At 69.2% G+C, this 6,672-nt stretch carries 3 protein-coding genes and 1 pseudogene; 3 read left to right on the forward strand and 1 reads right to left on the reverse strand.

What is annotated here, in order from left to right; genetic code table 11:
* Nucleotides 1-108: 108 nt before the first annotated feature.
* The 3 genes and pseudogenes from uvrA to uvrC all read left to right on the forward strand — a co-directional run.
* A pseudogene (gene uvrA, locus I0C86_RS37780) lies at nt 109-3,075 on the forward strand (excinuclease ABC subunit UvrA); the annotation flags it as partial.
* 258 nt (nt 3,076-3,333) lie between these two features.
* On the forward strand, nt 3,334-3,831 hold the full coding sequence (locus I0C86_RS37785; protein ID WP_196206113.1) for a Rieske (2Fe-2S) protein: 498 nt from the start codon (nt 3,334-3,336) through the stop codon (nt 3,829-3,831).
* A 90-nt stretch (nt 3,832-3,921) separates the two neighbouring features.
* The gene (gene uvrC, locus I0C86_RS37790; protein WP_196206114.1) at nt 3,922-5,859 is read left to right on the forward strand and encodes an excinuclease ABC subunit UvrC; all 1,938 of its coding nucleotides are present in this window, start codon (nt 3,922-3,924) and stop codon (nt 5,857-5,859) included.
* A gap of 43 nt (nt 5,860-5,902) precedes the next feature.
* Here the strand turns inward: uvrC and I0C86_RS37795 are convergent, their stop codons facing one another.
* Nucleotides 5,903-6,160 carry a hypothetical protein gene (locus I0C86_RS37795; RefSeq protein ID WP_196206115.1) on the reverse strand — a complete coding sequence of 86 codons (258 nt, stop codon included), beginning with the start codon at nt 6,158-6,160 and terminating at the stop codon, nt 5,903-5,905.
* Nucleotides 6,161-6,672 lie beyond the last annotated feature (512 nt).

The raw sequence follows: 6,672 nt of genomic DNA on the forward strand, positions 1-6,672 counted from the left end.
GTCGGGGGGCGGGAAACTGTCGTACGCCGGGGCTAGAGTTGCCGAGGCGCTTTTTTGCGCCGTTAAATCGGACAGAACATATCTTTTCTCCCCGGGAGTGCGCGGACAGTGGCCGACCGACTGATCATCCGTGGCGCGCGTGAGCACAACCTGCGCGACGTCAACCTTGACCTGCCACGCGACGCAATGATCGTCTTCACCGGGCTCTCCGGATCCGGTAAATCCAGCCTGGCCTTCGACACGATCTTCGCCGAGGGCCAGCGCCGGTACGTCGAGTCGTTGTCGTCGTACGCCCGGCAGTTCCTCGGCCAGATGGACAAGCCGGACGTCGACTTCATCGAGGGACTCAGTCCGGCGGTGTCGATCGACCAGAAGTCGACCTCCCGCAACCCGCGGTCCACGGTCGGCACGATCACCGAGGTCTACGACTACCTCCGGCTGCTCTTCGCCCGGGTGGGCGAGCCGCACTGCCCGATCTGCGGTGAGCGGATCTCCAAGCAGAGCCCACAGCAGATCGTCGACCGGGTGCTGGCGATGGAGGACGGCACCCGGTTCATGGTGCTCGCCCCGGTGATCCGCGGCCGCAAGGGGGAGTACGTCGACCTCTTCGCCGAACTGCAGTCCAAGGGCTACGCGCGGGCCCGGGTCGACGGCGTGGTGTACCCGCTGACCGAGCCGCCGAAGCTGAAGAAGCAGGAGAAGCACACCATCGAGGTGGTGGTCGACCGGCTCACCGTCAAGGCGAGCGCCAAGCAGCGGCTCACCGACTCGGTCGAGGCCACGCTCGGGCTCTCCGGCGGGCTGGTCCTGCTCGACTTCGTCGACCTGCCGGAGGACGACCCGCAGCGGGAACGGCGCTACTCCGAACATCTCGCCTGCCCCAACGACCACCCGCTGGCGATCGAGGACCTCGAACCCCGGGTCTTCTCCTTCAACGCCCCGTACGGTGCCTGCCCGGAGTGCACGGGGCTGGGCACCAAGAAGGAGGTCGACGCCGACCTGCTCGTGCCGGATCCGGAGCGCACCATCCGGGAGGGCGCGATCCAGCCGTGGTCCGGTGGGCAGACGCAGGAGTACTTCATGCGACTGTTGGAGGCGCTGGGCGAGGCCGAGCACTTCGACGTCGACACCCCGTGGCGGGCGCTGCCGTCCCGGGCGCAGAAGACCATCCTGCACGGCTCCGGCGACCAGGTCCACGTGCGTTACCGCAACAAGTACGGTCGCGAGCGCTCCTACTACACCGGCTTCGAGGGCGTGGTGCAGTGGATCGAGCGCCGGCACACCGACACCGAGTCGGACTGGTCCCGGGACAAGTACGAGGGTTACATGCGGGACGTCCCCTGCCCGGTCTGCCGGGGCAGCAGGCTCAAGCCGGAGGTGCTGGCGGTCACCCTGGGCGGGCGGAACATCGCCGAGGTCTGCGCGCTGTCGGTCGGTGAGTGCGCCGAACTGCTCGGCGCGATGACCCTGACCGACCGGCAGAAGATGATCGCGGAGCGGGTGCTCAAGGAGATCAACGCCCGGTTGCGGTTCCTGGTCGACGTCGGCCTGGACTACCTGTCGCTGGACCGGCCCGCGGGCACGCTCTCCGGTGGCGAGGCGCAGCGGATCCGGCTCGCCACCCAGATCGGTTCCGGCCTGGTCGGGGTGCTGTACGTGCTGGACGAGCCGTCGATCGGGCTGCACCAGCGGGACAACCACCGGCTGATCGAGACGCTGGTCCGGCTCAAGGGGCTGGGCAACACGCTGATCGTGGTGGAGCACGACGAGGACACCATCCGGACCGCGGACTGGATCGTCGACATCGGGCCGGGGGCGGGCGAGCACGGCGGGGCGATCGTGCACAGCGGCTCGGTACCCGACCTGCTGACCAACCCGGAGTCGGTGACCGGGGCGTACCTTTCGGGTCGCCGCTCGATCCCCACGCCGCAGGGACGCCGGCCGCAGACGCCGGGTCGGGAGCTGGTGGTGCAGGGGGCGCGGGAGCACAACCTACGCAACCTCACCGTGTCGTTCCCGCTCGGCCAGTTCATCGCGGTCACCGGGGTCAGCGGTTCGGGCAAGTCGACGCTGGTCAACGACATCCTCTACGCGGTGCTGGCCAACCAGATCAACGGTGCCCGGCTGGTGCCCGGCCGGCACACCCGGATCAGCGGCATCGAGCACGTCGACAAGGTGGTCGGGGTCGACCAGTCGCCGATCGGACGTACCCCGCGATCCAACCCGGCCACCTACACCGGGGTCTGGGACCACGTGCGCAAACTCTTCGCCGAGACGACCGAGGCGAAGGTACGCGGCTACGGGCCGGGCCGGTTCTCGTTCAACGTCAAGGGCGGCCGGTGCGAGGCGTGCAGCGGCGACGGCACGATCAAGATCGAGATGAACTTCCTGCCGGACGTCTACGTGCCGTGCGAGGTCTGCAAGGGTGCCCGCTACAACCGGGAGACGCTCGAGGTGCACTACAAGGGCCGGACGGTCTCCGACATCCTCGAGATGCCGATCGAGGAGGCGTCGGAGTTCTTCTCGGCGATCCCGGCCATCCACCGGCACCTGAAGACGCTGGTCGACGTCGGCCTGGGCTACGTCCGGCTCGGCCAGCCGGCGCCCACGCTCTCCGGCGGTGAGGCACAGCGGGTCAAGCTCGCCTCCGAGTTGCAGAAGCGGTCCACCGGACGCACGGTGTACGTGCTCGATGAGCCGACCACCGGCCTGCACTTCGAGGACATCCGCAAGCTGCTAGGGGTGTTGGACAGCCTGGTGGACAAGGGCAACACGGTGGTCGTCATCGAGCACAACCTCGACGTGATCAAGACCGCCGACTGGCTGATCGACATGGGCCCCGAGGGCGGACACCGGGGCGGCAGCGTCCTGGCCGCCGGCACTCCCGAGGAACTGGCCGACGTACCGGACAGCCACACGGGGCAGTTCCTGCGCCCGGTGCTGGGACTTCCCGGCCCGGCCCAGGGCGGCACCGAGGCCATCGGGCGGGCGACCAAGGCCAACGGCGGGGTCGCGAGGGCAGGTGGCGGGGCCGCGAAGGCGACCGGCGCTGCGAAGGCGACGGGTGCTGCGAAGGCGACGGGCGCTGCGAAGGCGACGGGTGCTGCGAAGGCGACGGGTGCTGCGAAGGCGACGGGTGCTGCGAAGGCGACGGGTGCTGCGAAGAGCGGAAAGACCGTGGCCACCAAGGCGACGCAGCCGAAGAGTGCGGCCCGGGTCCGGCGTACCGGATCGTCCTGAGGGTGCTCCAATTGAACCGGTTGGTGGATATCTCCGTGTCTTCGGTCGTGGCCGCGAACGACCAGGGATGCGGCGCCGAAAGAAAGGCTAGGTATGAGTGACGATCAGGCCGTAACCGGTCCGGGCACGCAGACCCGACGCACGCTGCTGGCTGGCGCGGGCGCGGTGGGCGCCTCCGTGGTGCTCGCCGCCTGCGGCACGGGCGACGACGACGCTCTCGACGGAGGCGCGGCCGGCACCCCCTCGGCGGGCGGTGCCCCGGCGACCGGCGGCTCGGCGAGCGCGCCGGCCGCGAACGGTGGAGGCAACGCGCTGGCCAAGAAGAGTGAGATCCCGGTCGGCGGCGGCAAGATCATCCAGGACCAGCAGATCGTCGTGACCCAACCCACCGAGGGCGAGTTCAAGGCCTTCAGCTCGATCTGCACCCACCAGAAGTGCCCGGTGACCAGCGTCGACGGGGGCACGATCAACTGCAGTTGCCACGGCAGCAAGTTCGCGGTCGCGGACGGCTCGGTCAAGACCGGTCCGGCGAGCAAGAAGCTGGAAGAGAAGAAGGTCAAGGTCGACGGCGACAACATCGTCCTGGCCTGAGCCGGGAACCGTCTGGCGCCGGCGGCCGTCTGCCGCCGCGCCAGGCGGTGGCGACCGATCTTGACAGGGGTACGGACTACGCTTGTCGACGTGCCCGACCCCGCTACCTACCGCCCGGCACCGGGCACGATTCCCGACGTACCCGGGGTGTACCGGTTCCGTGACCCGACCGGCCGGGTGATCTACGTCGGCAAGGCGAAGAGCCTGCGCAGTCGGCTCAACTCCTACTTCGGCGACGTCTGGAACCTGCACCAGCGCACCCAGCAGATGGTCACCACCGCGGCGAGCGTGGACTGGGTCACGGTCGGCACCGAGGTCGAGGCGCTACAGCTCGAGTACCTGTGGATCAAGCAGTACGACCCCCGGTTCAACGTCCGCTACCGCGACGACAAGTCCTACCCCTACCTCGCGGTCACCCTCGACGAGGAGTACCCCCGGCTACAGGTGATGCGGGGCGCCAAGCGCAAGGGGGTGCGCTACTTCGGGCCGTACTCGCACGCCTGGGCGATCCGCGAGACGCTGGACCTTCTGCTCCGGGTCTTTCCGGCCCGGACCTGCTCCTCCGGGGTGTTCAAGCGGCAGGGGCAGATCGGCCGCCCGTGCCTGCTCGGCGACATCGGCAAGTGTTCGGCCCCGTGCGTCGGCCGGGCCTCGGCGCAGGAGCACCGACAGATCGTCGACGAGTTCTGCGACTTCATGGGTGGCCGCACCGACCAGTTGGTCCGCCGGCTGGAACGCGAGATGGGCGAGGCCAGCGAGCAGTTGGAGTTCGAGAAGGCCGCCCGGCTGCGTGACGACGTCGGGGCGCTGCGCCGGGCGATGGAGAAGCAGACCGTGGTCTTCGGCGACGGCACCGACGCGGACGTGGTCGCGTTCGCCGAGGACCCGCTGGAGGCCGCGGTCCAGGTCTTCCACGTCCGCGACGGGCGGGTACGCGGCCAGCGGGGCTGGGTGGTGGAGAAGGTCGAGGACCTGACCACCGGAGATCTGGTGCACCACTTCTGCTCCCAGGTCTACGGCGGAGCCGAGGGGGAGGGCGACGTACCCCGGGAGATGCTGGTGCCGGCGCTGCCGGCGGACGCGGACGCGCTGGCCGAGTGGCTGTCGGCGCGTCGGGGCAGCCGGGTGACCCTGCGGGTGCCGCAGCGCGGGGACAAGAAGGCGTTGCTGGAGACGGTGGCCCGGAATGCCGGCGAGTCGCTGACCCGGCACAAGTTGCGCCGGGCCGGCGACCTGACCACGCGCAGCGAGGCGCTCGACGAGATCACCGAGGCGCTCGGCCTGCGGACCGCTCCGCTGCGGATCGAGTGCTACGACGTCTCCCAGATCCAGGGCACCGACGTGGTGGCCAGCATGGTCGTCTTCGAGGACGGGCTGGCCCGGAAGAGCGAATACCGGCGGTTCGCGGTACGCGGGGCCACCGACGACCTGTCGGCGCTCTCCGAGGTGCTGCGTCGGCGCTTCTCCCGTTACCTCCAGACCCGTGGCGAGACGGGTGAGCTGGGCGAGGAGATGGCCTCGGACCCGGACCGCCCCGGCATCGACCCGACCACCGGTCGACCCCGCAAGTTCGCCTATCCGCCCCAACTGGTGGTGGTGGACGGCGGGCAACCGCAGGTCGCGGCGGCAGCGGAGGTGCTGGCCGAGTTGGGCATCGACGACATCGCGCTCTGCGGGCTGGCCAAGCGGCTGGAGGAGGTGTGGCTGCCCGGCGACGAGTTCCCGGTCATCCTGCCCCGCACCTCGGAGGGGCTCTACCTGCTGCAACGGCTCCGGGACGAGGCACACCGGTTCGCCATCACCTTCCACCGGCAGCGCCGCTCCAAGCGGATGACGACGTCGGGACTGGACCAGGTCCCCGGGCTGGGCGAGATACGCCGCAAGGCGCTGCTGCGGCACTTCGGCTCGGTCAAGCGGCTCACTGCGGCCACGGTGGAGGAGATCGCCGAGGTGCCCGGTGTCGGTCGACGTACCGCCGAGGCGATCGTCGCGGCCCTGCATCCGGCGGAGGTGCCGGAAATCCGCTGACGTTCCGATGTGGTCGGCCGGCGACCCCTTCCGGTGCGGCCGGTCAGCGGGTGCACTCCAGCAGTACCCACGCCTCGTACCCGCCGGGCCAGGTGTAACTGTCGATCACCTCGCAGTCGGTGAAGCCGGCGTCCCGGGCCCTGCCCAGGGCCTGGCCGTACGCCCAGTCGTAGGCCAGTCCCATGCTGCTGTAGCCCTCACCACGGAACTGCCGGATCTCGGCGGCGCTCGCCGTCGCCCCGCCGCCGAACACGGCGACGGATGCGGTGAGTAGTGCTGAGGTGACAATACGGATAAACATCGGCCCAGGATAAGCGGGTGTCGATGTGATCGCATGTGGAAGCGCCGGCGCTGGTGGCCACCTGCCAGGGCTCTGGTCGCGGTGGAGGTCCTCACCGATCTCGTCCAGGACTGAGGGCTCTGGGGGAGTCTGGGGCGCTCTGCGTGCGAAGTCCGGATGTAATGCATGATCAACCCGATCCGGGGTCGGCCAGTGGAATGTTGGCGGGGGGTCGGTCGTTACATTGGGTGTACGACCGAGTACCACGGCCCGTGACCTGGGCCGGTCGGTGGCGGGCCGGGAATGATCCAGGGCCCTCGGTCGTTACATATTGTGTTCGGCGGAGTACCCCCCAGTACTGGTCGGGCAGTGTCCGGTCCCCGGGACGTGATCCTGGTGTGGGCCGACGAGTTCCATTGACATCCCACGTCCCCCTGTGGGGTGTTCATCCCCGAGTGGAAGGTAACCATCGTGAAGAACACGACTCTGTTCAGTCGATGGCTCCCGGCCATCGAGCAGACTTCGATCATTCG

The sequence above is a fragment of the Plantactinospora alkalitolerans genome (genome assembly GCF_015690345.1).
Classification (GTDB): domain Bacteria; phylum Actinomycetota; class Actinomycetes; order Mycobacteriales; family Micromonosporaceae; genus Plantactinospora; species Plantactinospora alkalitolerans.

What these genes read in the sequence shown, in the direction of transcription:
- I0C86_RS37785 (WP_196206113.1), top strand. Translation starts at nt 3,334, where the DNA reads ATGAGTGACGATCAGGCCGTAACCGGTCCGGGCACGCAGACCCGACGC.
- I0C86_RS37795 (WP_196206115.1), bottom strand. Translation starts at nt 6,160, where the DNA reads ATGTTTATCCGTATTGTCACCTCAGCACTACTCACCGCATCCGTCGCC.